The organism is Bradyrhizobium sp. USDA 3315 (assembly GCF_054056795.1).
Genome location: NZ_JBSRYP010000001.1, coordinates 1,498,056 through 1,523,269, shown reverse-complemented (window position 1 = coordinate 1,523,269; position 25,214 = coordinate 1,498,056). Strand labels below are relative to the sequence as shown.

At 65.3% G+C, this 25,214-nt stretch carries 23 protein-coding genes; 12 read left to right on the top strand and 11 right to left on the bottom strand.

All coding sequences use genetic code 11. The features are described from left to right. Positions 1-162 precede the first annotated feature (162 nt). Positions 163-1,056, top strand: a complete 894-nt coding sequence (locus ACVIYL_RS07050; protein ID WP_456778085.1) for a TauD/TfdA dioxygenase family protein — start codon at positions 163-165, stop codon at positions 1,054-1,056. 460 nt (positions 1,057-1,516) lie between these two features. On the opposite strand, the gene ACVIYL_RS07045 is transcribed toward ACVIYL_RS07050, so the two are convergent. Then, the gene (locus ACVIYL_RS07045; protein ID WP_456777621.1) at positions 1,517-2,668 is read right to left on the bottom strand and encodes an IS110 family RNA-guided transposase; all 1,152 of its coding nucleotides are present in this window, start codon (positions 2,666-2,668) and stop codon (positions 1,517-1,519) included. A 110-nt stretch (positions 2,669-2,778) separates the two neighbouring features. On the opposite strand from ACVIYL_RS07045, the gene ACVIYL_RS07040 reads away from it, so the two are divergent. Further along, the gene (locus ACVIYL_RS07040) at positions 2,779-4,119 is read left to right on the top strand and encodes a Rieske 2Fe-2S domain-containing protein (protein ID WP_456778084.1); all 1,341 of its coding nucleotides are present in this window, start codon (positions 2,779-2,781) and stop codon (positions 4,117-4,119) included. 155 nt (positions 4,120-4,274) lie between these two features. Here ACVIYL_RS07040 and ACVIYL_RS07035 read toward each other — a convergent pair whose 3' ends face one another. Together ACVIYL_RS07035 and ACVIYL_RS07030 are read right to left on the bottom strand one after the other, a co-directional pair. Beyond that, the gene (locus ACVIYL_RS07035) at positions 4,275-5,882 is read right to left on the bottom strand and encodes a Na+/H+ antiporter (RefSeq protein WP_456778083.1); all 1,608 of its coding nucleotides are present in this window, start codon (positions 5,880-5,882) and stop codon (positions 4,275-4,277) included. A gap of 108 nt (positions 5,883-5,990) precedes the next feature. Continuing rightward, positions 5,991-6,365: a nuclear transport factor 2 family protein gene (locus ACVIYL_RS07030; RefSeq protein ID WP_016847513.1), complete on the bottom strand. Its 375-nt coding sequence runs from the start codon at positions 6,363-6,365 to the stop codon at positions 5,991-5,993. Between the two features lie 201 nt (positions 6,366-6,566). Between ACVIYL_RS07030 and ACVIYL_RS07025 the strand changes: the two genes are divergently transcribed. After that, entirely contained in the window at positions 6,567-7,001 is a 435-nt protein-coding gene (locus ACVIYL_RS07025) for a GFA family protein (protein WP_310883107.1), read from the top strand. A gap of 78 nt (positions 7,002-7,079) precedes the next feature. Here the strand turns inward: ACVIYL_RS07025 and ACVIYL_RS07020 are convergent, their stop codons facing one another. After that, positions 7,080-7,760, bottom strand: a complete 681-nt coding sequence (locus ACVIYL_RS07020) for a DUF1345 domain-containing protein (RefSeq protein WP_168859166.1) — start codon at positions 7,758-7,760, stop codon at positions 7,080-7,082. An 18-nt stretch (positions 7,761-7,778) separates the two neighbouring features. Continuing rightward, positions 7,779-8,699, bottom strand: coding sequence for a polyprenyl synthetase family protein (locus ACVIYL_RS07015; protein ID WP_057015582.1), 921 nt, complete (start codon positions 8,697-8,699; stop codon positions 7,779-7,781). A gap of 199 nt (positions 8,700-8,898) precedes the next feature. On the opposite strand from ACVIYL_RS07015, the gene mtgA reads away from it, so the two are divergent. The 3 genes from mtgA (at position 8,899) to ACVIYL_RS07000 (ending at position 10,695) form a co-directional block, all read left to right on the top strand. After that, positions 8,899-9,570: a monofunctional biosynthetic peptidoglycan transglycosylase gene (mtgA, locus tag ACVIYL_RS07010; RefSeq protein WP_456781791.1), complete on the top strand. Its 672-nt coding sequence runs from the start codon at positions 8,899-8,901 to the stop codon at positions 9,568-9,570. A gap of 157 nt (positions 9,571-9,727) precedes the next feature. Beyond that, positions 9,728-9,913 (top strand): 50S ribosomal protein L32, encoded by a 186-nt coding sequence (gene rpmF, locus ACVIYL_RS07005; protein WP_021077536.1) that lies wholly within the window; start codon positions 9,728-9,730, stop codon positions 9,911-9,913. Between the two features lie 143 nt (positions 9,914-10,056). After that, the gene (locus ACVIYL_RS07000; protein WP_057015581.1) at positions 10,057-10,695 is read left to right on the top strand and encodes a hypothetical protein; all 639 of its coding nucleotides are present in this window, start codon (positions 10,057-10,059) and stop codon (positions 10,693-10,695) included. A gap of 7 nt (positions 10,696-10,702) precedes the next feature. Here the strand turns inward: ACVIYL_RS07000 and ACVIYL_RS06995 are convergent, their stop codons facing one another. Continuing rightward, complete coding sequence (locus tag ACVIYL_RS06995; RefSeq protein ID WP_456778082.1) at positions 10,703-10,987, bottom strand: hypothetical protein; 285 nt, start codon at positions 10,985-10,987, stop codon at positions 10,703-10,705. 219 nt (positions 10,988-11,206) lie between these two features. On the opposite strand from ACVIYL_RS06995, the gene ACVIYL_RS06990 reads away from it, so the two are divergent. Then, a complete protein-coding gene (locus tag ACVIYL_RS06990; RefSeq protein WP_456778081.1) occupies positions 11,207-12,898 on the top strand; it encodes an EAL domain-containing protein in 1,692 nt (563 codons plus the stop codon). Between the two features lie 212 nt (positions 12,899-13,110). On the opposite strand, the gene ACVIYL_RS06985 is transcribed toward ACVIYL_RS06990, so the two are convergent. Continuing rightward, positions 13,111-14,565, bottom strand: coding sequence for an acetamidase/formamidase family protein (locus ACVIYL_RS06985; protein ID WP_456778080.1), 1,455 nt, complete (start codon positions 14,563-14,565; stop codon positions 13,111-13,113). A 385-nt stretch (positions 14,566-14,950) separates the two neighbouring features. Between ACVIYL_RS06985 and ACVIYL_RS06980 the strand changes: the two genes are divergently transcribed. Beyond that, positions 14,951-17,329: an acetamidase/formamidase family protein gene (locus ACVIYL_RS06980; protein WP_253606020.1), complete on the top strand. Its 2,379-nt coding sequence runs from the start codon at positions 14,951-14,953 to the stop codon at positions 17,327-17,329. 76 nt (positions 17,330-17,405) lie between these two features. On the opposite strand, the gene phaR is transcribed toward ACVIYL_RS06980, so the two are convergent. Next, positions 17,406-17,996: a polyhydroxyalkanoate synthesis repressor PhaR gene (gene phaR, locus ACVIYL_RS06975; protein WP_057015574.1), complete on the bottom strand. Its 591-nt coding sequence runs from the start codon at positions 17,994-17,996 to the stop codon at positions 17,406-17,408. 313 nt (positions 17,997-18,309) lie between these two features. Between phaR and ACVIYL_RS06970 the strand changes: the two genes are divergently transcribed. The 3 genes from ACVIYL_RS06970 to yddG all read left to right on the top strand — a co-directional run bounded on the left by ACVIYL_RS06970 (position 18,310) and on the right by yddG (position 21,540). Beyond that, a complete protein-coding gene (locus ACVIYL_RS06970) occupies positions 18,310-19,488 on the top strand; it encodes an acetyl-CoA C-acetyltransferase (RefSeq protein ID WP_050425846.1) in 1,179 nt (392 codons plus the stop codon). 268 nt (positions 19,489-19,756) lie between these two features. Continuing rightward, positions 19,757-20,482, top strand: coding sequence for an acetoacetyl-CoA reductase (gene phbB / locus ACVIYL_RS06965; protein ID WP_016841131.1), 726 nt, complete (start codon positions 19,757-19,759; stop codon positions 20,480-20,482). Positions 20,483-20,667: 185 nt separating this feature from the next. Further along, positions 20,668-21,540, top strand: a complete 873-nt coding sequence (gene yddG / locus ACVIYL_RS06960) for an aromatic amino acid exporter YddG (protein ID WP_456778079.1) — start codon at positions 20,668-20,670, stop codon at positions 21,538-21,540. Positions 21,541-21,811: 271 nt separating this feature from the next. Here the strand turns inward: yddG and ACVIYL_RS06955 are convergent, their stop codons facing one another. Further along, positions 21,812-22,243, bottom strand: coding sequence for a cupin domain-containing protein (locus ACVIYL_RS06955; protein ID WP_456778078.1), 432 nt, complete (start codon positions 22,241-22,243; stop codon positions 21,812-21,814). Further along, positions 22,243-23,010: a hydroxyacylglutathione hydrolase gene (gene gloB, locus ACVIYL_RS06950; RefSeq protein ID WP_438076680.1), complete on the bottom strand. Its 768-nt coding sequence runs from the start codon at positions 23,008-23,010 to the stop codon at positions 22,243-22,245. The genes ACVIYL_RS06955 and gloB overlap by 1 nt, the downstream gene beginning before the upstream one ends. A gap of 185 nt (positions 23,011-23,195) precedes the next feature. On the opposite strand from gloB, the gene ACVIYL_RS06945 reads away from it, so the two are divergent. After that, a complete protein-coding gene (locus ACVIYL_RS06945; protein ID WP_028343579.1) occupies positions 23,196-23,948 on the top strand; it encodes a class I SAM-dependent methyltransferase in 753 nt (250 codons plus the stop codon). Between the two features lie 216 nt (positions 23,949-24,164). On the opposite strand, the gene ACVIYL_RS06940 is transcribed toward ACVIYL_RS06945, so the two are convergent. After that, on the bottom strand, positions 24,165-24,935 hold the full coding sequence (locus ACVIYL_RS06940; protein WP_076824705.1) for a DUF4167 domain-containing protein: 771 nt from the start codon (positions 24,933-24,935) through the stop codon (positions 24,165-24,167). Between the last annotated feature and the right edge of the window lie 279 nt (positions 24,936-25,214).

The following is a 25,214-nucleotide window of genomic DNA, read 5'->3' as shown; positions in this document are numbered from 1 at the left end:
GTTACCAGCCTTCGCAAAACCCGATCCTGTGGTTATGGGTCCCGGATCTGCGCTCCGCTTCGCTGCGCTTGTCCGGGACGACAGATATGTTTGAGGCGCAGATTGCGCTTCCGTCGATGCGCGTTACCATGCTCCCAATCAAGAATGATTGGGAGAACGCCCATGAGCTCGCTATCCGGCAAGCAGGGTCCGCGCTATCGCCACCTCGCCGACCAATCCGAGCCCTATGAGACCATCGGCGTCGAGAAGCTGACGCCGATCATCGGCGCGGAGATCTCCGGCGTCGATATCGGCAAGCTCGTTGGCGACGATGCGCGCTCCAACCGCCAGATGGACGAGATCCATCGCGCGCTCGCCGAAAACCTCGTCATCTTCTTCCGCGACCAGCACATCAGCCCCGACCAGCATCTCGCCTTCGGCCGCAAGTTCGGCGAGCTGCATGTGCATCCCGCCGCGCCCAATGAGGGCGATCCGGCGCTGATGAAGATCTACGCCGACAAGGATTCCCCGCGCGCCAATGGCGAAGGCTGGCACACCGACGTGTCCTGCGACCTCGAGCCGCCGATGGGCTCGATCCTCTACATCAAGCAGTGCCCGCCGCGCGGCGGCGACACACTGTTCGCCAACATGTACGCCGCCTATGAGGCGCTGTCGGACCGCATGAAGGCCTATCTCGACGGGCTGACCGCGCTGCATGATGGCGAACAGACCTATCGTGGCCTGTATGCGAACTACGGCGTCGCCGACAAACGGGAATATCCCCGCGCCGAGCATCCGATGGTTCGCACCCATCCGGGGACCGGCAAGAAGTCGCTCTATGTCAATCGCGGCTTCACCCGCTTCATCGTCGGCATCCCGCGCGACGAAAGCGACGCCATGCTGGCCTATCTCTACCAGCACGCCGAGAACCCGCTGTTCCAGTGCCGCTTCCGCTGGACCGAGAACGCGATCGCGTTCTGGGACAACCGCTGCGCCCAGCATCGCGCGATGTGGGATTACTGGCCGCACACCCGCTCCGGCACCCGCGTCACCGTGAAGGGAGAGCGGCCGGTGTGAGGAATTGCGTGGTGCGTAGGATGGGTAGAGCCAACGGGTCCGCGCAACGCGCGGCCCGATGATAAACTCCGCGAAACTCATCGTCGTGCGGCTCAAAAAGTTGATGGGTATCGCTGCGCTCCACCCATCCTCATATGGGGATTTGTGAGTCAAGTCTCTTCGCGAGGTCTGGGTTGGTGTTTGACGGCAAGAGGGCGGCGCGCGGAGCCGAGCGTAGCGCAGCGCGACGACCGGGCAACGAACAGGGATTGGCTTCCGAAGATTGCTGCAGTTCACTGCATCACCTCATATCCGGTCGGATTGTTTGATCCGTACCCACTTTCCGCATGCTTGCGGCGAGGAAGCCTGGCGAGGATGAGACCCATCTACGAAACGGCGGTTGAAGCCCTAGGATGGCACGGTCATCATCCATCCCGCACGGAGCGCGGCGAAGCCGCGGCGCGTGGTGGGGTGGTCGGTTTTACGCCTTGATCACGGCCTGGTCGGGGACGAGGCCGGTGGTGAGATAGCGCCACAATGCCACGATCAACTTGCGCGCCAGCGCGACGATGGCGATGCGTTTGGCGCGCTTGCCGGCGTCGGCGGTGCGGGTGCGGAACCAGCGGCTGAGCGTGCTGTCGCCTTGATGACGAAGCCACAGCCAGGCCAGTTCGATCGCCTTGTGGCGGGCGCGCCGATTGCCGGCCTTGCTGATGCCTTGCTCGCGATCGGTGCCGCCGCTCTTCCAGGGACTGGGCGTCAATCCGCAATAGCTGGCGACCTCGCGGCGGTTGCGGAAGTCCTTGTAGAACAGCTCGTTCACCAGCGTTGCCGTGAAGGCCGGGCCGAGCGCCTTGAGCCGCTGCAATTGATCTCGTCGCTCGACCATCGGCGTCGGAACCGCCGGAGAAGTGTCCGCAGCCTGGGTCTGCTCCAGCGCCGCGAGTTGCTCACACACCAGCATCAGCCGGGCGTGCTCGCGCTTGATCTCGGCCAGAAGATGCGGCGGCAGCGCCTCGCCCTGCCAGTCGCGCTGCCGCTCGAGCCAGGTAAGCCAGTCGCGCCGCCGCGGATTGCCGACCGCCATCCCCCGAAGACGCAGCAACGCCTTGATCCGGTTGCTGTGGGCGGTCTGCTCGGTGACCAGGCGGTCGCGTTCGCGGCTGGCGCGCCGGGCATCCTCCGCTTCCACGCGCGGCACCCGCACGATCCGGACCACCCGCGGCTCACCCCGCAAATAGGCCATCAGCGTGCGCAGCAATAGCTCGCCGTCGATCCGGTCCGTCTTTGCTCGCCGTGCCCGCTGCTCCACCGCAATGCTCGCGGGGTCGAACACGAAGTTCAAAATCCCGGCCGCCTCCAGCAGCCGGTGCAGCCAAAAGCCGTCATAGCCGGCTTCATAGCAGCTCACCACACGCGGCACCGATCCGAGCTTCTCCGCCACCCGGGCGCGGGTCCGTTCGATCAACGCCAGCAGTTCGGCGTGATCGCCTCCTTGCAGCTTGTGGCGCGACATCCGATCCCGGTCCGGGCTGTGCAGCGTCACAAGCCACGTCTTCTGACTGAGTTCGATCGCAACAAAAATTGTGCCACAATGGCTGGCGGTGGGCGTCCCTGCGGTCGATGCTTGCATCTGACTTCTCCGATGGTTCGAGTGTGGAAACCCAAATCTATCGGAAAGGCCACGCTCACCGCCCCATGGAATCTACGAACTACAACGAAAATAAATTCGGGAGACCGCCCATGCTTCGCGCCGAAGACAACAAATTCCTCACCGAATCCGGTGAGGGGACCGGCATGGGCGAATTGCTGCGGCGGTTCTGGATTCCGGTGCTGCTGTCCGAGGAACTGCCGGAGCCGGACAGCGACCCGAAGAAGATCGTTGTCATGGGCGAGGAGCTGCTCGCCTTCCGCGACACCAGAGGCGTGGTCGGCGTCATCGACCAGTACTGCCCGCATCGCGGCGCCAATCTTTGGCTCGGCCGCAACGAGGAATGCGGCATCCGCTGCGTCTATCACGGCTGGAAGTTCGACACCGACGGCCGCTGCGTCGACATGCCGACCTCGTATCCCGACCTCAACGCAAAGGACCTGATCCGGATCAAGTCCTATCCGGTGCGCGAATGGGGCGACATGATCTGGGCCTATATGGGTCCGGCCGATCAGATGCCCGAGCTGCCGGCGCTGGAGATGGCGCTGCTGCCGGCCTCGCACCGCTTCGTCACCAAGAAGTGGCAGGACTGCAACTGGGTGCAGGCGGTGGAAGGCTCGATCGACACCGCGCATTTCACCTTCGCGCATCTCTCCTTCGAGAAGGAGGAGAACGAGATCCTCGACATCAAGAAGCATTTCGTGAACCCGCTGACCCGGGTCGCGACCGATCACATGCGCTGGATCGCCGAGGACCCGCGCCCGGTGATCAAGATCAATCCGCATGAGGCCGGCCTCACGGTGGCGGGCGGACGGCTCACCGGCAGCGACAACATCTATTGGCGCATCGCCCAGTTCCTGATGCCGTTCCACAGCTACGCGCCGAGCTCGATGCCGGGCGAGAACATGTTCGGCCAGACCTTCGTGCCGGTCACCGACACCAATTGCTGGATCTACACCTATGCGTGGAATCCGCACCGGCCGCTGACCGATGCCGAGCGCGAAGGCTACGCCAACGGCAACGGCGTGATGGCTGTCGTCGACGAGAACTACGTGCCGCTGCGCAACAAGGCCAACGACTATCTGATCGACCGCAAGCTGCAGCGGACCAAGAGCTACACCGGCATCAAGGGCGTTTCCGAGCAAGACGCCGCGGTGCAGGACAGCCAGGGCCCGATCGCCGACCGCACCCGCGAGCATCTCGGCCCGACCGATCTCGGCATCATGCATTTCCGCAAGCTGGTGATGGAGGCGGCCCGCGCGCTGCAAAAGGGCGAGACGCCGCCGCATGCTCAGCATCAGGACCGCTACACCGTGCGCTCCGGCGCCTGCGTCACCAGCAAGACCAAGGACCTCACCGCCGTGATGATCGAGCGGTTCGGCGATCCCTCCGGCTTCGTCGGCGGTCCCGGCCAGAACGCCGCCGCGGAGTAGGGCACCGTCGTCCCTGCTTTCGCAGGGACCCATAACCACCGTTGGATATTATTGAGATGCGCTGTGGCCCCAACCTTCGCCAAACCAGCGACGGTGGTTATGGGTCCCGGCCTGCGCCGGGACGACGTGGGGAGGGATACCGCGCGCTACACGCGCTACAACGGCATCCTGCGATACTCGCGGTTGGCGAGGCTGGCTTCCTCGAGGTCGAGGTCGCGCTCGATCCGCCGCCTGGTCTCGTCGGTGATCTTGCCGTCGCGCAGCAGCATGTGGATGAACTTGCGCTCGGAGGCGATCAGCTCCCGTGTCAGCTCGGTGCCGGTGGCGGAGACGTCGTGCGTGTCGGGATTGAGCGAGTCGGGGAGCTGGTTGATGCGGATCTCGTGCCGCGAGCGCAAAAGCTTGATCACCTCGTCGGAAAGCTCGCGGTCGTCGGTGATGGCATCGAGCGACTTCAGCGCGGCGTTCAGCGCCTCGCGCCGCGCCGCGATCTCCTGCTCGTGCTCGGCGATGTGCTCGCTGCGTCCGTCCCTGGCGAGGCCGAGCCAGCGCACCACCGGCGGCAGAGTGAGGCCGAGCCCGACCAGCGTCACGAAGATCACACCGAAGGCGACGAACAGGATCAGGTCGCGATACGGGAAGGCATCGCCACTCGGCAAAGTCAGGGGCAGCGCCAGCGCCGCGGCGAGCGAGACCGCGCCGCGCACGCCGGTGAAGGCCACCACGAACACCGCCCGCCACGACGGCAGCGGATCGCGCTCGCTCACGCGGGCGCTGATCCAGCGCGGCAGATAGGTGCCGGGAAACACCCAGACGAAGCGCGCCACGATCACGATGACGGCGACCAGCACGGTGGCGGTGAGGATGTCGTGCAGCGGGAACGACTTCGACTTCTCGTACAGCGAGCGCATCTGGAAGCCGGTCAAGAGGAACAGCAGGCCCTCGATCAGATAGATGATCAGGTCCCAGAAGAAGATGCCCTGCAGGCGCGTCGCGGCCGAGATCAGCAGCGGCCCGTTCCAGCTCATGTAGAGGCCGCAGGCGACGGTCGCGATCACGCCGCTGCCGCCGAAATGCTCCGGGATCCAGTAGGCGAGGTAGGGCGTGATCAGCGACAGCGTGATCTCGACCTGCGGATCCCTGGCGCGGCGGCGGGCGCGCAGGCTGAGCCAGCCGACCGCGGTGCCGAACGCGATCTCGCCGGCGACGATGACGAGAAAGGTGCCGGTCGCCTTCGGCAGCGAGAACAGCCCGGTGGTGATCGCGGCGAGCGCGAAGCGGTAGAGGATCAGCGCGGTCGCGTCATTGGCAAGCCCTTCGCCCTCGAGCACCACCAGGATGCGGCGGGGCATGCCGAGCCTGCGGGCGATCGCCAGCGGCGCGACCACGTCCGGCGGCGCGACGATGGCGCCGAGCAGGAAGCCGATGCCCCAGGGCAGGCCGATCAGATAATGGGTCGCGGTCGCGACCATGAAGGCGGTGAAGATCACGCAGCCGACCGACAGCAGGATGATCGGCCGCAGATTGGCCTTGAACTCGCGCCAGCTCATCGCGACGCTCGCCGAATAGATCAGCGGCGGCAGCACCACCAGCAGCACCAGCTCGGGCGGCAGTTCCAGCGACGGCATGCCCGGCACGAAGGCGAGCACGATGCCGACCAGCAGCAGCAGGATCGCGGGCGCGATATCGGTCCGCCGCGCCACCAGGGCGGTTCCCGCCAGCACGCCGAGCAAAGTGAGAAAAATCTGAAATTTGGCTTCCATAACGGGCTCAATTCGCCCGGAAACCGGTGCCAGTCAATGCGGTCCGGCCGGAGCCGGACCGCAGGGGGCGCGTCACAAAGCCGTCGCGGGCGCGCCGCGCCCGGTCGATCAATCCCTGAGGTCGTAGCGGTACGACTTCGAGACGATCTGCCAGCCGTCGGCGAGCTTCATCGCCACCAGATAGTCGGTGAAATAGCGCGGCGGCAGCTGGCAGCGCACCTTGATGAAGGCGGTGTTGTCGTCGGAGCGGTCGATGGTGACGATAAAATCCTCGCGCGGCTTGCCTTCGGCCTTCGCCGAGGTGCGCTTGCGCACCAAGGCAAGCCAGTCCGGCACGGTCAGGACCTTCAGCTCGCCCTTCTCCACCCAGCGCAAATCGGCGCTCGGATGAAAAGCCTCGGCGAGCTTGTCGGCATTGCTCTCGTAGAGACCGTCGAAATAGGTTTGCACGACGCTTTCGACGCTGGATCGATCTTGGCTCATCGGTTGGTCCTCCCGGCAGGATTGGATCGGCTGGAGCGTTTTCGAGCGAAGCGGGTGCCGGTTCGCGTGGAGAAAACGCGTCAGGCTCGAATCTAGAGCCCCCGTTCCGATTCAATCGGAACGGAAAGGGCTCCAGGATTTAGCCATGAACCGCTAGATTGCGCCATGGCCGGCGACAAAATTCTGCGTGAGGGACGAGTTGTGACCGCATCTGCAAATTCGAACGAACATATCCTGACCGGCGAATGCTTCTGCCGCGACGTGCGCTACGAGGTGGCCGACGCGTTTGCCTATGCGCTCAATTGTCACTGCTCGAACTGCCGGCGCACCACGGGATCGGCGTTCAAGCCGTTCGCGGGAATCGCGCGCGACAAATTCACCGTGGTCGGCGGCGCTGACGGGCTCCTGATCTATGGCGATGAGCGCACCCACGACGCGCATTGCGGCCGCTGCGGCTCGCTGCTCTATTCGCTGGTCCGTGACGGCGCCTATGTCCATGTTGCGATGGGCACGCTGCGCGATGCGCCGGCGATCCGGCCGACCGCCCATATCTTCGTCGGCTCCAAGGCGCCGTGGTACGCGATATCGGACGATCTGCCGCAATATCAGGAGCACGTGACGCAAGGCGGGGAATAAATTCGCACGACGTCATCGGCGTGCTGCTTGTAGCCCTTGCCGACCGCCCTGCGCACGGCATCTCATCATGCCGCGCAGCTAGATTGCGCTCGCGGCGATGTTCACCATCAGGGCGAGCAGCGCGGTGTTGAACACGAACGAGATGATGCCGTGCACGGTCGCGGTGCGGCGGATGATCTTGTCGGTGATGCCGACGTCTGAGACCTGCGCGGTCATGCCGATCACGAACGAGAAGTAGACGAAGTCCCAGTAATCGGCGTCGGCATGTTCGTCGCCGCTCGGAAACTGCAGGCCGCCGGGCGTCTTGCCGCGGTAATACTCATGGGCGTAGTGCAGCGCGAACGCGGTGTGCACCACGGCCCATGACAGCGTGATGGTGACGATTGCCAGCGCCAGTCCGGCCGGGCTGCCCTTCGATGCGCCGAGCTCGAACACGATGGCGGCGAGGCTCGCCAGCGCGCCGAACGCGGTCAGCAGCAGGATCAGGAAACGGCCGTCGTCCTGCAGGATGGCGCTTCGCTTGATATGGGCGACGCCACAGCGCAGCATCATCACATAGGCCAGCACGAGATACAGCGCGGCGAAGGCATCCCAGCCCGCGAGCAGGCGCGTGACGATGCGCGCTGCTCCCGGCACCAGCAGCGCAGCCAGGATGCCGAAAGCGATCGAGCCGAAGGTGCGCGGCCGGCCCACGACGACGCGGACCGGCAGCGGCAGCTTGCGGAAGCGAACAAGGCGGTCGTCGATCTCCTTGTTCATTTCGCGCGTTGCTCTCGGCTAGTTCTTGCGCTCGGCGACGAAGCGGGCGGCCGCCCGCAGCACCTCGCCGCGGTCGCCGAACACCGACAGCGCGGCGTCGGCACGCGCCAGGAGGTCGCGGACGCGCTGCTTGGCGCCATCGATGCCGAGCTGGGTGACGAAGGTGGTCTTGCCGAGCGCGGCGTCAGCGCCGGCCGGCTTGCCGAGCGCGGCAGCATCGCCCTCGACGTCGAGCAGATCGTCGGCGATCTGGAAGGCTTCACCGAGCGCTTTGCCGTAATCGTCGAGCGCCTGGTACTCCTTTTGTGAGGACTGGCCGAGGATCGCGCCGGCGATGCAGCCGAAGCGGAGCAGCGCGCCGGTCTTCATCTGCTGCAGGCGCGCGACGTCGACCGGCTCGCGGTCGCCGAAGCGGCCTTCGCCGGCAAGGTCGAGGATCTGGCCGCCGGCCATGCCGCCGACGCCGGAGGCGCGCGCCAGCGCGCGGGTCAACAGCAGGCGGACCTGGGCGTCCTTGTGGATCGCATCACGGGTGATAATGTCGAAGGCAATGGTGAGCAGCGCGTCGCCGGCGAGGATCGCGGTGGCGTCGTCATAGGCCTTGTGCAGGGTCGGGCGGCCGCGGCGCAGATCGGAATTGTCCATCGCCGGCAGATCGTCGTGGATCAGCGAGTAGCAGTGGATGCATTCCAGCGCGGCGCCAACCAGCAGCGCGGATTCGCGTGGGATGCCGAACACCGCCGCGCTCTCGACCGCGAGGAACGGCCGCAGCCGCTTGCCGCCGCCGAGGCTCGAATAGCGCATGGCCTCGATCAGCCGCTTCGGGCGCACGATTTCGTCGCTTTCGGTCGCGTCGGACAGCAGTTTGGCGAGCAGGGCTTCGGTATCCTCCGCGGTCTGGTCCAGCCGCTTGGAAAACTCTGCAGTACCGGTCGTCATTAAGAATTGCTCCAGATCGATTTTCGGCCGGACAATCGTTGATGGCATCGGCTTCGTCAATTCCCGCCCTGCGACGGAATGCGCCTTAAAAGTGCTGGAAAAACCGTGAACTATCCCGCAGACGTCGACGGCGCCGGCCGTGTTCTGGCGGGCGGGTCCCAAATCCTTCCTGGAATGGTCCTCCCCGGAAACCCCTGTTTTGCGCATCGTCCGAACTTTATTGCTGCTTTTGCTGGCCCTGCTGTTGCTGCCGTATCTGGTGGCGCCGTTCTACCGCACCGGCCATCCGGTTTCGGCGCTGATGGCCTGGCGGACCCTGCGCGGGGCCCCGGTGACGCGGCATTGGATCGATTTCGGCGCGATGTCGCCCTATCTGGCGCGGTCCGTGGTCGGCTCGGAGGATGCCCATTTCTGCAAGCATCGGGGCATCGACTGGGGCGCGCTGCGCGAGGTGCTCGACGACGCCGAGGATGGCGAGGTGGCCCGCGGCGGCTCGACCATCACCCAGCAGGTGGCCAAGAACCTGTTCCTGTGGTCCGGCCGCAGCGTGATCCGCAAGGGGCTGGAACTGCCGCTGGCGCTCTGGATCGATCTCGTGTTGCCCAAGCAGCGGATCCTGGAAATCTACCTCAATATCGCGGAAATGGGCCCGTCCGGCCAGTTCGGCGCCGAAGCCGGCGCCCAATATGCCTTCGGCCGGTCCGCCGCGGGGCTGTCAGCCCGCGAGGCCGCGCTTTTGGCGGCGATCCTGCCGAATCCGGTCAAGAGGAGCGCCCGGAACCCGGGCCCGGGGGTCCGCAGGCTGTCCGCCACCTATATGGTCCGGGCCAACTCCGTGACGCGCTGCTGGCGCGAAAATCGCGGCTCCTGAGGCCGATTTCGGGCGCTTTTTGCTGTCTCCGGCCCTAGCTTTACGCAGTGCCTTCCTCTATAAGCGCGGCCTTACCGGCATCGCAGCTTGCGCTTCGAAGCGCTGAGCCGTCCGCATTTCGGACGATGCCTCCGCAACACCCCTAGAGGACACCGTCATGGCCGTTCCCAGAAGAAAAACCTCGCCGTCGCGCCGTGGCATGCGCCGTTCGGCCGATGCGATCAAGACCCCGACCTATGTCGAGGACAAGGACTCCGGCGAACTGCGCCGTCCGCACCACCTCGACCTGAAGACCGGCATGTACAAGGGCCGTCAGGTCCTGAAGGCCAAGAAAGAGTCCTGATCGGACATTCGGTCCACGCGCCGCAGCCATGCGGCGCGGCGCCTGAATTCGGTCAACGAGTGCGGCGAAGACGGGCGCGTCCGCGGCGAGGCCAATGAGCGTCGCCGCATTGCTGGTTCTCCCTGAATAAGGCGCAAGCCCCGATGGTCGGTTTTCCGCTGCTGCTCGTTCCGCTCGCGGTCTACAACATCATCGCTTTCCTGATGCCCGGCGTGTCGTTCACGGACCCGCTGATCAGGCTGACATTGCTGTCGGGCGAGCAGTGGCAGATCACGCTCAGCGACATGCTGCTCGCCGCCGCCGTACTGCTGTTGCTGCTCGAGGTCATCAAGGGCGCGCGCCCCGGCGCGAAATATCTCACCGACCATCTGCTGTCGCTGATCGTGTTCGGCGCCGCCGCTGCCGAATTCGTGCTCTGGCCGAAATTCGGCAACTCGACCTATGGCCTGCTCACGCTGCTGGCGCTGGTCGATTTCATTTCCGGAATTGCGCTGCGCACCCGCCGCCGTGCGGTGGTCGCACCGGCGCCCAGCGCCGGCAGGGCGCACCCTGCGGCAGCTGAGGCACCGCAACCTGCACCCGTAGCGGAGCCGGCACCCCGGCCTGAGCCCGCGCCTGTCGCCGCGCCGGCGCCTGCCGCGCCGCCACCGGCCGCACCGGTCCCCTCGGCGACGTCGGTTGCGGAATCCGTGCTACTCGATCAGTCCGCGCCAAAGCCGACGGTGACCTCGCCGGATTTGCAGCCGGGCGGCCATCCGCCGTCGGACGCGCCGCAGCGCTGATATTTTCCTAGATGATCTGCCGGGTCCGCCGCGCCACGCTGCGGCGTTCGTCGACATGCGGGCCGTAAGCGCTCTGCGCGTCGGCCAATGACCCACGCCGCTGCCCGCGCGTCTGCGGTTCGTGTGCGGCGGTCGCGATCAGATGAGCCACAAACGACGGATCGGCATGCGGCAGCGGGATCTTGGGCGCCCAATGGGTGGTCGCGGCCAGCGGCACCAGCGCCGTGCTGGCCGCCGCGGGATCGCCGGTGCACTCACCGTCGAGGATTTCCGATTGATCGATATCCTGCATCGCCTGCGACCCGTTGGAGCGTCATAGTTTGGGACGTTGCGGCCCTCCGCAACACCCCTGTGGCAAGGGTCATGCCCGCCGTCCCCAGTTCGTTCCCGGACAGTCGAAAACGTGGTTTCCAGATTATTTATCAACTTCACCTAGCGTTGGATTCGCCGGAACCACTATCTTGAGAGCGTGTAGAATCACCGGGCGCCGTCCCAAATCGAGACATGTTCGATGCCCCCTGTCCCGCCAGCTGCCAGCATCCTCGCCTCGCTCGGCCAAGCGACATTCGCCTGGGACTTGGCGAGCGATGCGATTGCCTGGAGCGACAATGTGGCGGCGGTCTTCCCGGATATCCCGGTTGCGGCGCTTGCGAGCGGTGCCGAGCTTGCAAAGCTGATCGAGCCATCGCGCTCGGTGCGATCCGATGCGCTCGGCGCGCCGGCGCCGGTACGCGGCGGGGAGGGCGTTCCCTACCGGATCGAATATGGCGTGCGGGCCGTCACGTCAGCGCCGGTGATCTGGATCGAGGAGACCGGCTGCTGGTTTGCCGGCGCCGACGGCAGGCCGGCGCGCGTGCAGGGCGTCGTCCGCATCAACAATGAGCGGCATGCCCGCGACGAGCAGCTGCTGAAGCTGTCGCGGCACGATCCGCTGACCAACGAGCTCAACCGCACCCATCTGATCGCCTCGCTCGCCGAGACGATGGAGGAGTGCGCGCGCTTCCGTTCCTCCTGCGCCTTCATGCTGATCGGCATCGATCATCTGGCGCGCGTCAACGATGCCTTCGGCTTCGATGTCGCCGACGCCGTCATCGCCGAGGTCGCGAAGCGGATTCGTGCGCGGCTGCGCAGCGGCGACATGCTCGGCCGCTTCTCCGGCAACAAGTTCGGCCTGATCCTGCGCAACTGCACCGTCGACGACACCAATGTCGCGGCCGAGCGCTTCCTGGCCGCGGTGCGCGACGAGGTGGTGCCGACCAAGTCCGGCCCGGTATCGGTGACGGTCTCGATCGGCGCCGTCACCATTCCCCGCCATGCGCGGTCGGCGGAGGAGGCGGTCAATCGCGCCCAAGAGACGCTGGACGCGGCCAAGAGCCGCCGCGCCGGATCGTTCGCGCTGTGGAAGCCGAATGTCGAGCGCGACGCCCAGCGCCGCGTCAACATCCGCGTCACCGACGAGATCGTCACCGCGCTGAACGAGCGCCGCATCGTGATCGGCTTCGAGCCCGTGGTCGATTCGCTCCTGCGGCAGCCCGCGTTCTACGAGTGCCTGGTCCGGATGGAGCAGGACGACGGCCGCGCGCTGCTCGCGCCCGATATCGTGCCGGTCGCCGAGCGGCTCGGCCTGATCCGGCTGGTCGATCACCGTGTGCTGGAGCTCGCCATCGCCGAGCTCGCTGCCGCTCCCGGCGTACAGCTCAGCCTCAACATCTCGCCCGACACCACGATGGATCCGGACTGGTGGGCCACCATCGAATCCCTGATGCGCGCGCATCCCGGCGTCGGCGAGCGGCTGATCGTCGAGATCACCGAGACGGTGGCGATCCAGGATATCGACGACGTGCGCGGCTTTGTCACGCGCCTGAAGAACTTCGGCAGCCGGATCGCGATCGACGATTTCGGCGCCGGCTACACCTCGTTCCGCAACTTGCGCAAGCTCGGCGTCGACATCGTGAAGATCGACGGCGCCTTCGTGCAGAACATCGTGCGTTCGGCCGACGACCGCGCTTTCGTGCAAACGCTGATCGATCTCGCCCGCCGCCTCGAGATCAGGACGGTCGCCGAATGGGTGCAGGACGAGGAAGCCGCCGTGATGCTGCGCGAATGGGGCTGCGACTTCATCCAGGGCCGCCTGATCGGCCTCGCCTCGCCGGACCGCCCGTGGAACGCGTCGGCGGAGAAGCCCGTGCCCGCCACGGGCTGATCTGTTCGCCAAATCAACGGTGTCGTCCCGGCGAAAGCCGGGACCCATACGCCGCAGCCTCTCGATGAAGCGATCTGGCAGACGTTTGCTTCAAACAACCGACATTTGTGGTTATGGGCCCCGGCTTTCGCCGGGGCGACGTTGGGTGAGGTGCGCGGCGCAAAGCCATGCTCGTCCTTCTTCGGCTGACCGCTACGCTTCAGGCCTTCTCTTCAGCTCTCGCCGCCGGCGAAGATGTCCTTGCGGATCACTGCATGGACGCCCCAATTGCCGTCGACCACCTGGGTGATGCCGAAGTCGACGCCGAGCGAGATCAGCGAGATGGCCTCGTCCTCGGTCAGCTTCTTCGTCGTCATCAGGAATTTGCGCATCTTGCGGAAGGCGTCGCGCAGAGCGAGGTCGACCGACGACTTCTTGTAGATCTCGGTCTGCGCGCTGGAGCCGAGCTCGCTGAGATAGTTGGCATAGCTGAAGCCGTGCACCAGCCATTCGTCCTGGGTCTCCAGCATCGGGTAGTCGAGCGCTTCCAGCGCGGTGCCGGCGAGGTCGGCCTTCTTGTGCAGGATGATCTGGAAGGTGCCGTTGAGCGAGCATTCGATCGCGGTGCCGCACAGTTCGGAATCGCCCTGCGAAGCATGGGAGTCGCCGACCGAGAGCAGCCCGCCCTCGACCGCCACCGGGTAATACATCGTGGCGCCCTTGCCGATACGCCAATTGTCGATGTTGCCGCCGGTGTAGCTCGGCGGGATCGAATCGACGAACTCGGCCTCCTTCGGCGCGAGCCCGATCACGCCGAAATGCGGACGCACCGGGATGCGCACGTTCTTCAGGATGCCGTGGTTCTCCTTGACGGTCGAATGATCGACCGGGACGCCGGGATAATCGATCGTCTTGTGCACCACGCCGGACGGATCGGTCTGCGGCGTCCAGGTGAAATTGTAGACGGCGCGCGCCCAGTTGCGCTCGCCGGTCGCGTCGACCTCGTAGATGGTGACCACCTCGCGCGGCTTCGGCTCGGTGAGCAGATCCTTGTAGTGGAAGCCCCACGATGCCGCGGCGTTGCTGCCGAACGCCTTGCCGGAAAATTTCGGGTTGGCGCAGGGCCGCGGCGCGACGTCGATGATGCGCAGCTCGAGCACGTCGCCTTCCTCGGCGCCGCGCACGAACACCGGCCCGGTGCAGATATGCACCCCGAGGCCTTCGCCGGCGCCGCGTCCGAACAGCGAGGCATCCATCGGGCCGGCGCCGCGCCGGTTCACGCCCTTCTTCTCCTTGGTCCAGAGATAGACGCTCTCGACGCCGGGATCGCCCTTGACCATGCGCTCGGCATCGTCATTGGCGTGATGCGTCAGCGCCTCGATGGTGATGAAGTCGCCGGAATTGATCTCGACGCGCGGCTTCAGCGATTTGCTGAAATAGCCCCAATGCACGGTGTCGGCATTCGCTGGCAAATGGTGATAGGCGCGCTGCGCCGGCTGATGCTTCTCGGCGGCGGCCGCCATTTTCGGCGTCACCAGCGAGATGCCGCCGGCGGTCATTGCCGCGGCGCCGCCCGCCGCCGCGAAGCTTGAGCGCAGGAACGAACGGCGTTCGCGGTCGAGCGTCTCCTTGAACTGGCGATGATGCAATTCGAAGTCCGGGCAGTTCTTGTCGTCACCTGCGCACATCTTGAGCTCCTCCTTGGATCGAAAGTGCGCATGAGAGTGCATGGTGCCGCGCCGCTCCGACATGACCGGGCGCGCCCAATAATTTGTCGGCGCGCTTGCTGTCGTCGCGGCGCAAAGGCCTGTGCAACAGCGTGCAAGGCATCTGCGGCGGCCGTCTTCGCATCGCGGCATGGCCGGAGCGGTCAAGAATTTGGGCGCATTCGATCAAGTTGCACTGCGTTCGCCGCTGATAGCGCTGCCACGCGAAAGCGGCCGCTTCCGCGCGTTGCACGCAGGCTGGGCAACATGTGCCGTCGCAACACGCTTGCCGCCTGCCTGCAATCGGTGCAGGCTGCGTTCACGGCTCTGCGAGTGGAACGCTGCGGTGCTGCGGCCTGGAGGGGTGATGGTCGCGACGACCTATCGGGTTTCGGTCGATGCGATCCCGCGGCAAAACCGGCGGGAGGTCTGGCGCGAGGCGCTGGCCGGTTTGCAGCTCGATTGCGAATTGCCGGAGGCCGGCCAATTCCAGTTCGGCGAATTGACCGCGAAGCGCTCGACCAGCGGCGGCCAGCTCGCGCTGCTGCGTTCCACCGAGCAGCAGATCGTCTGCAGCGGTCATGCGGCCTCGCCGGGAATGCCGGCGCGGGTCGCCATCATCTTCCACGGATACGGCCGCGGCAGCATCACGTCCGGCCAACGCAGCTGCGAGTTTGCCGACAACGACGTCTCGGTGTGTGACCTGCAATCGCCGTGGCGGATGACCTTGCGCGAGGATTTCGAGATCCTGTTGCTCGAACTGCCACGTGAGCGGCTGCTCGGCCGGCTCGGGCATAATCGCTTGCGTTTGCCGGCCGTGCTCGGCGCGACGATCGCCGCTGCGTCCGTGCGTCCGGTGATGCGGACCCTGGGCGGCAATTTCGCGATCCTGGACAAGGCCGATCTCGTCACCGCCGAGGTCGCGGTCACCGAACTCGTCGCCGGCGCGCTGCTCGGCGAGACGCGGCTCGATGCAGAAGCGATGACGCAGGTCCAGGCCGGCCATCTGCGCCGGGTCGATGCCGCGATCGAGGCCCAGCTCGGCAATGCCGGCCTGACCATCGCCGACATCGCGCGGCAGGAAGGGCTGTCGCAACGCTATCTGCAACGGCTGTTCGAACGGCAGAACACGACGTTCTCGGCCTATGTGCGTGAGCGGCGGCTGGAACGCTGCTGCAATGATCTGATCGATCCGAACTATGCTGACCAGCGCATCGCCGAAATCAGCTACCGCTGGGGCTTCACCGATCAGGCGCATTTCAGCCGGATGTTCAGCGCGACCTACGGCACCTCGCCGCGCGACTTCCGCAAGGCGGTGCCTCGTGATGTGGAGGGCGAGCGCACGCGCGGCCGGCCGCGGCTGGCGCGTGGCACCGCAACGGTGCTGCGGCTCGCGCCAAATCTCGCGTCAAGCCCGGTTGCGCGCGAGACGGTTGCGCCGCTGGAGCCGATCGTACCGGTTGAACCGGCGGGGGCTGTGCCGGAAGGGCGGGGCGCCTCGCATCACCATCTCAAGGTGTCCAGGGAGACCGCGCATTGGGGCTATCTCAGCCGCGCCATCCCGCCCGTCATGAGCGTGCAGTCGGGCGCGGTGGTGACGATCGAGACGCTGACCCAGCATGCCTTCGATGATTACGAGCGCATGATCAAGGGTGATCCCGGCGCGGAGAGCGTGTTTCGCTGGACCGCCGAGGGCAAGTCGGTCGAACGGCGCGGCGCCGGTCCGATGGACGGTTCGATCTTCGGCCGCGGCGCCGGCGAAGGGTTCGGCGTGCACATCTGCACCGGGCCGATCTATGTCTGCGGTGCGGAGCCGGGCGATGTACTCGAGGTGCAGATCCTCGACATCTGGCCGCGGCCATCAGCCAATCCGGCCTACGCCGGCAAGTCGTTCGGCAGCAATGCCGCGGCCTGGTGGGGCTTTCAGTACAACGATCTGATCGATCCGCCGGCCAAGCGCGAGACCATCACGATCTTCGAGACCGATGCGCAGGCCGAGTGGGCCCACGCCGTCTATTCCTACCGCTGGACGCCGCAGACCGATCCGTTCGGCGTGCGCCACGAGACGATGGATTATCCCGGTGTGCCGGTCGATCACGCCACCGTCGAGAAACAGCCCGGCGTGCTCGCCGGCGTACGGATTCCGGCGCGGCTGCATTTCGGCTTCATGGCGGTGGCGCCGCGCGAATCCGACATCATCGATTCGATTCCGCCCGGCTATTTCGGCGGCAATGTCGACAATTGGCGCGCTACTAAGGGCACCACGCTCTATCTGCCGGTCGCAGTATCAGGCGCGCTGTTCTCGATCGGCGATCCGCATTTCGCGCAAGGCGATGGCGAGGTCAACGGCACCGCGCTCGAGCTTTCGCTCACCGGCCAGTTTCGCTTCATCCTGCACAAGAGCGGCAGGGCGACCAAGCCGCATGTCGAAGGGCTGGCGCATCCGCTTTTGGAAACGCCGGAGGAGTGGATCCTGCATGGCTTCAGCTACGGCAATTATCTGCGCGAGCTCGGGCGCAACGCGCAGTCGGAGATCTACCAGCGCTCGTCGGTCGATCTGGCGCTGCGCAATGCGTTCCGGGCGACGCGCAAATTCCTGATGGAGTGCTACTGTCTCAGCGAGGACGAGGCGCTGGCGCTGATCTCGCTCGGCGTCGATTTCGGCGTCACGCAGGTTGCCGACGGCAATTGGGGCGTGCACGCGATCGTCCGCAAGAGCATGCTTCCCGGGGCAAGCGGCGCCTGACGCCGGCAGAGTTGCCGCCGTCAGGATTGCGCGAAACGATAGCGGCCGGTGCGTCCGGCCGATCGGCGATAAGGACCTACTCGTCCTTCTTCGTCGGCTGCGACATGCGCTCGAGGCGTTCCTGCATGTCCTTCATCTGGCGCCGAAGATCGTCGATGTTGCCGTCATCGGGCGTGGGCTCCGGCGCCTTGTCGGCCTCGCCGCCACCGCGTTGCGGCACGAACGGCTTGAACATCGAGAAGGTCTGCTGGAACAGCTCCATGTTGCGGCGGACCTGTTCTTCCAGCGGCGCAAACGGTGTCCCGCTCAGCGCGCCCGCGATCTGCTTGCGGAATTTTTCCTGTTCCTTGGTCAGCGTCTCGATCGACTGTTCGAGATATTTCGGCACCACCATCTGCATGCTGTCGCCGTAGAAGCGGATCAGCTGGCGCAGGAAAGTGGTCGGCAGCAGGTTCTGCCCGGCCTTGTTTTCCTGCTCGAAGATGATTTGCGCGAGCACGGAGCGGGTAATGTCGTCGCCGGTCTTGGCGTCATAGACTAGGAAATCCTCGCCTTCCTTCACCATCGCCGCGAGATCCTCGAGCGTGACATAGGTGCTCGTCCCGGTATTATAGAGCCGCCGGTTCGCGTATTTCTTGATCGTGGTCGGTTGTTCAGATTTTGCCATGGGCTCTCACTTCAACACCGAAGAACCTGGAACCCCACGGCATCGCCGCAGGGCAAAATGCAACGCATCGCAGCAAAGGTAAGCATTTTCAAAGCGGTTCGGCTACAGTTTTGTGCTGTGCGGTTAATTCCAAAGCATAGGATTTGCTCAGGAAAGTGCCAAGGGCGTCATTTTGAGTGCGTCGCGGCGCGATTTGCCCGACAGTGCGATTGACATGTCTCAACGAGGTTTACAGGATAGCCGTCAAGAGACAGGCCCGCCAAATCGGCCGCCCGCCGTCGAGAAACCCAGCTACAACCCATAGGAGATGTCCATGTCAGACGATGTCGTCATCGTCAGCGCCGCCCGCACCCCCGTCGGTAGCTTCAACGGCGCTTTCGCCACCACGCCGGCCCATGACCTCGGCGCGATCGCCATCAAGGCGGCGCTGGAGCGTGCCGGCGTCGAGGGTGGTCAGGTCTCCGAAGTCATCATGGGCCAGATCCTCACCGCCGCGCAGGGCCAGAACCCGGCACGCCAGGCCTCGATCGCGGCCGGCATCCCGGTGGAAAGCCCGGCCTGGGGCGTCAACCAGCTCTGCGGCTCGGGCCTGCGCACCGTGGCGCTCGGCTACCAGGCGCTGCTCAACGGTGATTCCTCGATCGTCGTCGCGGGCGGCCAGGAATCCATGAGCATGGCCCCGCACGCGCAATATCTGCGTGGCGGCGTCAAGATGGGCGGCCTCGAGCTGATCGACACCATGATCAAGGACGGGCTGTGGGATGCCTTCAACGGCTACCACATGGGCAACACCGCCGAGAACGTCGCCAAGCAGTACCAGATCACCCGGTCGCAGCAGGACGAGTTCGCGGTCGGTTCGCAGAACAAGGCCGAGGCGGCGCAGAAGGCCGGCAGGTTCAAGGACGAGATCGTCCCGGTCACCATCAAGTCCCGCAAGGGCGATATCGTGGTCGACGCCGACGAGTATCCGCGCCATGGCGCCACGCTCGACGCGATGGCCAAGCTCCGCGCGGCGTTCGAGAAGGACGGGACCGTAACCGCCGGCAACGCCTCGGGCATCAATGACGGTGCCGCCGCCGTCGTGCTGATGACCGCCAAGGAAGCCGCCAAGCAGGGCAAGAAGGTGCTGGCCCGCATCGTGTCGTGGGGCCAGGCCGGCGTCGACCCCAAGATCATGGGCACCGGCCCGATCCCCGCTTCGCGCGCCGCGCTGAAGAAGGCCGGCTGGAACATCGCCGACCTCGACCTGATCGAGGCCAACGAGGCGTTCGCCGCGCAGGCCTGCGCGGTGAACAAGGACCTCGGCTGGGATCCGGCCAAAGTCAACGTCAATGGCGGCGCGATCGCGATCGGCCATCCGGTCGGCGCGTCGGGTGCGCGGGTGCTGGTGACGCTGCTGCACGAGATGCAGAAGCGCGATGCCAAGAAGGGCCTCGCGACGCTGTGCATCGGCGGCGGCATGGGCATCGCTATGTGCGTTGCACGCGACTGAACAAAAGGCAGCGAGGCCGGTTAGGTGATGAAAAGATCATCTGTCAACCGCGAAGCGAGCTGATAAATAAGATGCCCGGCTTTGCGCCGGGCATTTTTGTTTCGACAGCATGATCCGGAAAAGTGTGAAGCGGTTTTCCGAGAAGATCATGCTCAAAAAAGGGAGCCAAAGTGCGATGACAATTCAACCTGATCTCATCGCGCTTTGTTGAGTGAGTGCGTAGGCCGGAGTTATCCGGTTATAAAAGACGGCCAAGGAGGAAACGGACATGGCACGTGTTGCATTGGTGACGGGCGGAACGCGCGGTATTGGAGCTGCGATCAGCAAGGCGCTGAAAGCGGCGGGCTACAAGGTGGCGGCGAGCTACGCCGGCAATGACGCCGCGGCGGAGAAGTTCAAGGCGGAGAGCGGGATTCCGGTCTACAAGTGGGACGTCGCCTCGTTCGACGCCTGCGCGGCCGGCGTCAAGCAGGTCGAGGCCGATCTCGGCCCGGTCGACGTGCTCGTCAACAATGCCGGCATCACCAAGGATACCGCGTTCCACAAGATGACGGTCGAGCAGTGGAATGCCGTGATCAACACCAACCTCGGCTCGCTGTTCAACATGACGCGCCAGGTGATCGAGGGCATGCGCGCCCGCAAGTTCGGCCGCGTCATCTCGATCTCCTCCATCAACGGCCAGAAGGGCCAGTTCGGCCAGGTCAACTACTCGGCGGCCAAGGCCGGCGACATCGGCTTCACCAAGGCGCTGGCGCTGGAGAACGCCAAGGGCGGCATCACCGTCAACGTGATCTGCCCCGGCTATATCAATACCGAGATGGTGCAGGCGGTGCCGAAGGACGTGCTCGAGAAGAACGTGATCCCGCAGATTCCGGTCGCCCGGCTCGGCGAACCCGAGGAGATCGCGCGGGCCGTGGTCTTCCTCGCCGCCGACGATGCCGGCTTCATCACCGGCTCGACGCTGACCGTCAACGGCGGCCAGTATCACGCCTGACGCGAGCAGCGTCGCCGCGTCGCAGGCGCGCACAATCAAGTAGCGAATGCCCGGCCTTGTGCCGGGCATTTTCGTCTTTACAACGCAACACACGCGAAGGAAGACGGCCGGCCGGGACATCGGCGAGCGGCTGCAGACCGCCATCCTTTGGACAGTCATGCCCGGCCACGACGGATTGAATTGAGATGACGACCCGAACTGCCACCCTTGTCGGACTGACCGCCATCCTGATGTGGTCGCTGCTGTCGGTCATGACGGTCGCGACCGGGGCTATCCCGGCGTTCCAGCTCGCGGCCATGACCTTTGCGATCGGCGCCGCGTTCGCGTTCGCGAGCTTCCTGTTGCGTCCGTCAGCCTTCGGCGCGTTGAAGCAACCGCTTGTCGCCTGGGTCGTCGGCGTCGGCGGGCTGTTCGGCTATCACGCGCTGTATTTCCTGGCGCTGCGCTTCGCCCCGCCGGCTGAGGCCGGCCTGCTCAATTATCTCTGGCCGCTATTGATCGTGCTGTTCTCGTCGCTGCTGCCGGGCGAGCGGCTTGCGGTGCATCACATCGTCGGCGCGCTGCTCGGGCTCGCCGGCACCGTGCTGCTGTTCGCCGGCAACACCGGCGCCTTCACAAAAGAGCAGATTCCAGGCTTCGCGGCCGCCTTTGTCGCGGCGTTCGTCTGGGCGTCCTATTCGGTGATGTCGCGCCGGCTCAAGGCGGTGCCGACCGATGCGGTGGCAGGCTTCTGCCTCGCGACCGCCGTGCTTGCGGCGCTCGTGCACATGATGGTGGAGACGACGGTGTGGCCCGCGACGCCGCTGCAATGGCTCGCCGTCGTCGCGCTCGGCATCGGTCCGGTGGGGGCCGCGTTCTTCGCCTGGGATATCGGCATGAAGCGCGGCGACATCCGCGTGCTCGGTGCCGCCTCCTATGCCACGCCGCTGCTCTCGACCGCGTTCCTGATCGCAGCGGGCTTCGCCAAGCCCAGCGCCAATATCGCGATCGCCGCGATCCTGATCGCCGGCGGCGGGCTGATCGCGGCAAAGGACATGGTGCTGAGAAAAAGAACGTAGGATGGGTAGAGCGCAGCGAAACCCATCATCCCGCAGAGTAGATAGGAATTGATGGGTTTCGCTGCGCTCTACCCATCCTACGAAGAGGGTTGTTGCTACTGCTTCACCGTCACCCTGAGGAGGCCGCAACGCGGCCGTCTCGAAGGGGCGACGGCCCCGTCTGTGGCCGATTCATCCTTCGAGGCTCGCCCAGCGGCGCAATTGCGCCGCAAGGCTCGCACCTCCAGCGACAAAGGCGGTGCCTTTGCGCGGGGATGACGGGAAAAAGCTCTTACGACGCCGGCTCCCAGCCCTTCGGGGCCAGCTCGAACTTCGCGAATTCGAATCCCGGCGCGACGGTGCAGCCGACCAGCGTCCAGTCGCCACAGCTTTCGGCGGCCTGCCATGCGTCTGCCGGCACGATCGCCTGTGGTTGCTCGCCGCGCGCCACATCCGGCCCAAGCGTGATCGAATGCGGGGCGCCGTCCTCCGCAATCCGCAGCATCAGCGGCGCGCCGGCGTAATAGTGCCACATCTCGACGGCGTCGATGCGATGCCAATGCGAGCGCTCGCCGCGCGCCAGCAGGAAATAGATCGCGGTCGAGTGCGCGCGGCCATTGGCGTCGCAGCGCGCGTCGCGAAACGTCTCGCGATAATGTCCGCCTTCGGGATGCGGCTGCAGCGCGAGCTGCGCGATGATGTCGGCAGCCGAGAGGTCGGCCATCACGACTTGTTCTTGCGCTCGCGGAGCTCGCCGAACACCAGCGCCGGGTCGGCGCCCTTCATGTGCAGCTTCGCCGCCACCGCGGGCTCGTCGGCGCGCAGGAACACGTTGGCCTTCTTCTCGTCGCCGAGCAGCACCGGAATCGTCGGCTTGTTCTCGGCGCGCAGTTTTGTGACCTCTGCTGCGCGCGCCTGCAGGGCCGGATTGTCGGGCTCGATGGTGAGCGCGAATTTCACATTCGCAGCGGTATATTCATGGCCGCAATAGAGACGGAAATCGTCCGGCAGCGAGCGCAGCTTCAGCAGCGAATCCCACATCATGGGGTAGGTGCCCTCGAACACCCGGCCGCAGCCGATCGAGAACAGCGTATCGGCGGCAAACACCGCCTTCTCGCCGTCGAACACATAGGAGATGTGATCGAGCGTATGGCCGGGCGTCTCGACCACGCGTGCGAGCAGGCTGCCGACCTTGATGACATCGGCATTGGCGGCGCGCAGATCGACATTGGCGATCTTGGCCGACTGGTCGTGCGGGGCGACGACGCGGCAGCCGTATTTCTGCTTCAGCTCGGCGACGCCGCCGACATGGTCGCCGTGGTGATGGGTGATCAGGATATCCGTCAGCGTCCAGCCTTCGCGCTCCAGCGCCTTGATGATCGGGCCGGCTTCCGGCGCGTCGATCGACGCGGTCGCCTTGGTCGCGGGATCGTGGATCAAATACCCGAAATTGTCGGTGAGGCAGCTGAAGGTGCGAATTTCGGCGGTCATGATATCTCCACGAACAAACGGGACGGACATTTTCAAAGCATGATGTATTCGAAAGACCGGTATCGACTTTCCCGGGTCATGCTTTTAACGCGCCCAATATAGGGGTGAAATATGGCGTTAACGCTCCGGCGGCAATGCAATTTTCGGCGCACCCGGGCAGCAGGGGGCGTGTTAGGCTAAACACCATGGACGTCATCGACCTGCGCGACTTCTATTCGCAGCGCCTCGGCATCGTGGCGCGGCAACTGATCAACCGGGGCATCCGCGCGCGGTGGCCGAACGCGGAAGGCCAGCGCGTGCTCGGCCTCGGCTATCCGACCCCCTATCTCGGCCTGTTCCGTGAGTCCTGCGAGCGCTGCATTGCCTTCATGCCGGCGGCCCAGGGCGTGCTGAAATGGCCGACCGGCCGGCCGGCGCTGGCCACCCTGATTGACGAATTCTCGATGCCGCTGCCGGATGCCGCGGTCGACCGCGTGCTGCTGGTGCACGCGCTGGAGATGTCCGATGACCCGGAGCGGTTGCTGCGCGAGGTGTGGCGGGTGCTCTCGCCGTCGGGGCGGCTGATCGCGATCATCCCGAACCGCCGCGGCGTCTGGACGCGCACCGACGCCACGCCGTTCGGCCATGGCCGGCCCTATTCGCGGGCGCAGATAACGCAGCTGTTGCGGCAGACCTGGTTCACGCCGTCGTCGTGGGGCGAGGCGTTGTTCATGCCGCCGGTGCAGGGCAGCTGGTTCCTGCGCTCGGCGATGGCGTGGGAGCGGGTCGGCGCGGCGCTGTCGATGCCGTTCGCCGGCGTGCACATCGTGGAGGCGACCAAGCAGGTCTATCGCGCGATTCCCGCGCGCCGCGAGCGCACGCAGCTGATCCCGTCATTGCGTCCGGTGCTGGTGCCGTCCTCGACGGCGACGCGCAAATCGACTCACGCAGAGTCGTGAAATTTCACCCTCCCCGGAGCAGGGCTATCGCATATGAGAGGAAATGGATTTGTCCGCGCCGTCATGGCCGGGCTTGTCCCGGCCATCCACGTCTTTCTTCGCCCGGAAACAAAGACGTGGATGCCCGGGACAAGCCCGGGCATGACGAGTTTGTGGAGCGACCGAGCTCATATGCGATAGCCCTGCTCCCCGGAGGGGAAGGGTGGAATACGTGCGTTACTCGTTGCCCGGATTGAAGTCGTCGCTCGGTGCGGGCTGCGTCGCCATGTCGGGGCGCGGGCCGTGCGGACGGCGGCGGCGGCGCGGAAAGCGCTCGCTCCGTTCGCCGCGTTCTGCGCCGCCATTATTGCCTTCATAGGCGCCGTTGACCTGTGGCTGCGCGCCGCCGGTGATGAACGAGGGCAGGCGATCGACGCCGCCGGCATCGGCCATCGCGGGCTGCGGCTGGTTCTGCGGTTGCGGCTGATATTGCGGCTGCGGACGATGCTCGCGCTCGCGGTGCTCACGCGGCTGCTGGTCGCGCTCGCGATGCTCGCGCGGCTGCTGCTGCTCGCGCTGGTACGGCTGCTGGCCGTTGTCGCGCATGAAAGGTTGCTGCTGCTGCGGCACGAAGCCCGGCTCCTGGCCGAAGCTCGAATAGCCGTCGCTGTCGTCGTCGCCGTCTTCGGTCGGGGTGACCTCGGCGTCGGGGCGCGGCGGCTGCTGATTCTGCCGGAACTGCTCCTGCGCGGCCGCGATGATCCGGTAGTAGTGCTCGGCGTGCTGGTAGTAGTTTTCAGCGGCCACCGGATCGCCGGAGGAGCGCGCATCGCGCGCAAGCTGAACGTATTTCTCGGCCACGTGGGAGGCCGTGCCGCGGATCTTGATGTCAGGTCCGTTCGATTCGTACACCCGTGTCAGGGGATTCTGGCCGCGCCGGTTATTGTTGTTGTTATTGTTGTTGTTATTCCGGTTGCGCATCCGCTTGTTGTTCTGACCGTTTCTCATCTGTCGCCTTTTATTCCAGCCCTGAAGTTATTGCAGTCCACAGTCCGATTTCTCAGAAGTCCGATTCCCAGAGTCCGATTCGGCGCGCGCCTAGTCACACGGAATCGCAATACCGTTCGAAGTGGTTTCGATGTCGCCGACCATCTCGTTCAGCAAAATCGCGTGCAGCAAAGACGCGTTCCCCAACCGCCGGCAATCGCGCCAGCGACCAAATCATTCCGCCCGTTGAGACAGGCTCAGTTCTCGTGCGTAAGTCTTCAAGCGCAATAACAGGCTTTC

What these genes read in the sequence shown, in the direction of transcription:
- ACVIYL_RS07050 (WP_456778085.1), top strand. Translation starts at nt 163, where the DNA reads ATGAGCTCGCTATCCGGCAAGCAGGGTCCGCGCTATCGCCACCTCGCC.
- ACVIYL_RS07045 (WP_456777621.1), bottom strand. Translation starts at nt 2,668, where the DNA reads ATGCAAGCATCGACCGCAGGGACGCCCACCGCCAGCCATTGTGGCACA.
- ACVIYL_RS07040 (WP_456778084.1), top strand. Translation starts at nt 2,779, where the DNA reads ATGCTTCGCGCCGAAGACAACAAATTCCTCACCGAATCCGGTGAGGGG.
- ACVIYL_RS07035 (WP_456778083.1), bottom strand. Translation starts at nt 5,882, where the DNA reads ATGGAAGCCAAATTTCAGATTTTTCTCACTTTGCTCGGCGTGCTGGCG.
- ACVIYL_RS07030 (WP_016847513.1), bottom strand. Translation starts at nt 6,365, where the DNA reads ATGAGCCAAGATCGATCCAGCGTCGAAAGCGTCGTGCAAACCTATTTC.
- ACVIYL_RS07020 (WP_168859166.1), bottom strand. Translation starts at nt 7,760, where the DNA reads ATGAACAAGGAGATCGACGACCGCCTTGTTCGCTTCCGCAAGCTGCCG.
- ACVIYL_RS07015 (WP_057015582.1), bottom strand. Translation starts at nt 8,699, where the DNA reads ATGACGACCGGTACTGCAGAGTTTTCCAAGCGGCTGGACCAGACCGCG.
- rpmF (WP_021077536.1), top strand. Translation starts at nt 9,728, where the DNA reads ATGGCCGTTCCCAGAAGAAAAACCTCGCCGTCGCGCCGTGGCATGCGC.
- ACVIYL_RS07000 (WP_057015581.1), top strand. Translation starts at nt 10,057, where the DNA reads ATGGTCGGTTTTCCGCTGCTGCTCGTTCCGCTCGCGGTCTACAACATC.
- ACVIYL_RS06995 (WP_456778082.1), bottom strand. Translation starts at nt 10,987, where the DNA reads ATGCAGGATATCGATCAATCGGAAATCCTCGACGGTGAGTGCACCGGC.
- ACVIYL_RS06990 (WP_456778081.1), top strand. Translation starts at nt 11,207, where the DNA reads ATGCCCCCTGTCCCGCCAGCTGCCAGCATCCTCGCCTCGCTCGGCCAA.
- ACVIYL_RS06985 (WP_456778080.1), bottom strand. Translation starts at nt 14,565, where the DNA reads ATGTGCGCAGGTGACGACAAGAACTGCCCGGACTTCGAATTGCATCAT.
- ACVIYL_RS06980 (WP_253606020.1), top strand. Translation starts at nt 14,951, where the DNA reads ATGGTCGCGACGACCTATCGGGTTTCGGTCGATGCGATCCCGCGGCAA.
- phaR (WP_057015574.1), bottom strand. Translation starts at nt 17,996, where the DNA reads ATGGCAAAATCTGAACAACCGACCACGATCAAGAAATACGCGAACCGG.
- ACVIYL_RS06970 (WP_050425846.1), top strand. Translation starts at nt 18,310, where the DNA reads ATGTCAGACGATGTCGTCATCGTCAGCGCCGCCCGCACCCCCGTCGGT.
- phbB (WP_016841131.1), top strand. Translation starts at nt 19,757, where the DNA reads ATGGCACGTGTTGCATTGGTGACGGGCGGAACGCGCGGTATTGGAGCT.
- yddG (WP_456778079.1), top strand. Translation starts at nt 20,668, where the DNA reads ATGACGACCCGAACTGCCACCCTTGTCGGACTGACCGCCATCCTGATG.
- ACVIYL_RS06955 (WP_456778078.1), bottom strand. Translation starts at nt 22,243, where the DNA reads ATGGCCGACCTCTCGGCTGCCGACATCATCGCGCAGCTCGCGCTGCAG.
- gloB (WP_438076680.1), bottom strand. Translation starts at nt 23,010, where the DNA reads ATGACCGCCGAAATTCGCACCTTCAGCTGCCTCACCGACAATTTCGGG.
- ACVIYL_RS06945 (WP_028343579.1), top strand. Translation starts at nt 23,196, where the DNA reads ATGGACGTCATCGACCTGCGCGACTTCTATTCGCAGCGCCTCGGCATC.
- ACVIYL_RS06940 (WP_076824705.1), bottom strand. Translation starts at nt 24,935, where the DNA reads ATGAGAAACGGTCAGAACAACAAGCGGATGCGCAACCGGAATAACAAC.